The 2,743-nt window shown below is 64.3% G+C and carries 2 protein-coding genes; one reads left to right on the top strand and one right to left on the bottom strand.

Annotated features, from left to right (window positions below):
* A partial coding sequence (locus EOA29_RS31765; RefSeq protein ID WP_145969909.1) for a DMT family transporter occupies positions 1-485 on the bottom strand: 485 nt, incomplete at its 3' end.
* A 152-nt stretch (positions 486-637) separates the two neighbouring features.
* On the opposite strand from EOA29_RS31765, the gene pepN reads away from it, so the two are divergent.
* The coding region (gene pepN / locus EOA29_RS31760; protein ID WP_127222107.1) for an aminopeptidase N at positions 638-2,743 on the top strand (2,106 nt) is incomplete at its 3' end.

Here is a 2,743-nt window from a genome sequence, read left to right as displayed (position 1 = left end):
TCCTGGTCGTCCAGCGCCTCGTCGGAATTCAACAGCGTCAGTTCCGGCCAGGAAATGATGAGCACGCCGACGAGGCCGACGGCGACCGCACTCCAGCGATAGACGCGGATCGTCTCGCCGAGGAAGACCGAGGAGAACACCACCACCAGCAGCGGCTGGGCATAGTTCAGCGTGATCGCCTCTGGCAGCGGCAGCCTGGTCAGCGCGAAGAAACCGAGCCCCATGGCGCCGACTCCGACGAGGCCGCGCGCGATATGGTTGAACGGCCGTTTCGTCGTGAATGCCGTGGCCAACTCTCCCTTGAATGCCAGGAAGGCGATGATCGGGAAAATGGCGAAGAAGGAGCGGAAGAAGACGATCTGCCCGGCGGGCACGTCGCCGGCAGCCTTGATGCAGGTCTGCATGCCGACGAAGACCGCCACGGAGACGATCTTGAGCGCAATGCCGCGCAGCGTGTCGTGGCCGACGGCATGATCGACGGTCATCTTGCCTCGTGACGATGGTCGGAAACGAAGCCCGGAAATAGACCCCGGCGCAGTTTTGTCGAGTGACCGTTTCGTGTAAAGAGCGCGGACTTCAAAATTCTTGGGCCAGCAACCCCGCTGCCCGCCCGAAAATCGACAGGAAAACCAGCGGAATGCGCACCGATACCGGCCATGTCTTCAAGCTCGAAGACTATCGCCCCAGCGACTATCTCATTCCGCGGACCAGTCTCGATTTCCGCCTGTCGCCGGATGCGACCCGCGTCACCGCCGTGCTCACCATCGAGCGGCGCGAAGGCGTCGCGGCGTCGGCGCCGCTGGTGCTCGACGGCGACGGGCTGACGCTGCTTGGCATTGCCATCGATGGGCATGTGCTCTCGCCCTCGGACTATCAGGCGACGCCGGACCAACTGACCATTGCAAAGCCGCCGGCTGCGCAAAGCTTCGAGCTTCGCCTCGATACCGAGATCGCGCCGGCCAACAACGAAGCCCTGATGGGCCTCTACCGGTCCAACAATGTCTATTGCACGCAATGCGAGGCCGAGGGCTTCCGCCGCATCACCTATTTCCTCGATCGGCCCGATATCCTGTCGGTCTACACTGTTCGCATCGAGGCCCCGCACAACGAAGCAGCGCTGCTGCTTTCCAACGGCAATCCTGTCGAAAGCGGCACGCTGGCCGGCGGCCACCACTATGCAGTCTGGCATGACCCCTTTCCGAAACCCTCCTATCTCTTCGCGCTGGTGGCGGGTGCGCTCGGCAAGGTGGCCGGCAGCTTCACCACCCTGTCCGGCCGCGAGGTCGAGCTCGGCATCTATGTCGAGCCCGGCAAGGAGCACCTCGCCGGCTACGCGATGGACGCGCTGAAGCGCTCGATGAAATGGGACGAGGACGCCTTCGGCCGCGAATACGACCTCGACGTCTTCAACATCGTCGCGGTGTCCGACTTCAACATGGGCGCGATGGAGAACAAGGGCCTCAACATCTTCAACGACAAATATGTGCTGGCCGACGAGGAGACCGCGACCGATGCCGACTTCGCCAATATCGAAGCGATCATCGCGCATGAGTATTTCCACAATTGGACCGGCAACAGAATCACTTGCCGCGACTGGTTCCAGCTCTGCCTGAAGGAAGGGCTGACGGTTTACCGCGACCACGAATTTTCGGCCGACCAGCGTTCGCGGGCGGTGAAGCGCATCGCCGAGGTGCGCACGCTGCGCGCGCACCAATTCCCTGAGGACCAGGGGCCGCTGGCGCATCCGGTGAGACCGCGCCGTTACCGAGAGATCAACAACTTCTACACGGCGACCGTCTACGAGAAGGGCTCGGAAGTGGTGCGCATGATCCGCACCATTCTGGGGCCGGAGACCTTCCGCGCCGGCATGGACCTCTATTTCGAGCGGCATGACGGCGAGGCCGCGACCATCGAGGATTTCCTCAAGGTGTTCGAGGATGTGTCGGGGCGAGACCTCGCGCAATTCGCGCTCTGGTATCACCAGGCCGGCACGCCGAACCTGACGGTCGGTTCCTCCTACAATGCCGCGGCCAAGGCCTTCACGCTGGAGATCGAACAGTCGGTGCCGCCGACACCGTCGGAAAGCCGCAAGCGGCTGATGCATATTCCGCTGGCCTTCGGCCTGGTCGGCGCCGGCGGCAAGCCCGCAGCCTGGCAAAGCGTCGAGGGCGCCGCCGTCGAGGACGGTGTTATCCATGTCCGCAAGCGGCGGCACACAGTGCGCTTCTCGGGGGTTGCGGAACGGCCTTCGGTGTCGCTCAACCGCGGCTTCTCGGCGCCGATTACGCTCTCGGTGCAGCAGAAGGCCGACGACCAGTTCTTCCTCGCCAGCCATGACAGCGACTCCTTCTCGCGCTGGCAGGCGTTCAACACGCTGCTCACCGACGCGCTGATTGCTGCCTTCCGTCAGGTGCTGGGCGGCAAGGAGCCGGCCTTTGCACAAAAGCTCGCCGACCTTGCCGGCCGAATCGCCGGCGACGAGACCCTGGAGCCGGCCTACCGGGCGCTGGCCTTGTCGCTGCCCGGCGAGGCCGACATTGCCCGCGATATCGGCAAGGGCATCGATCCGGACGCCGTCTTCGCCGCCCGCGAGGCGCTGGCGCGGACAATCGCCGAGGCGAATCGTGAGAGCTTCTCAGGCCTCTACGACAGCCTCGCCGACAAGGGTCCATTCACCCCCGACGCGGCGAGCGCCGGGCGGCGGGCGCTGCGCAACACCCTGCTCGATTACCTTTCGCTGCTG

The organism is Mesorhizobium sp. M1E.F.Ca.ET.063.01.1.1 (assembly GCF_003998155.1).
Taxonomy (GTDB): domain Bacteria; phylum Pseudomonadota; class Alphaproteobacteria; order Rhizobiales; family Rhizobiaceae; genus Mesorhizobium.
This window is presented reverse-complemented; position numbering and strand designations above follow the sequence as displayed.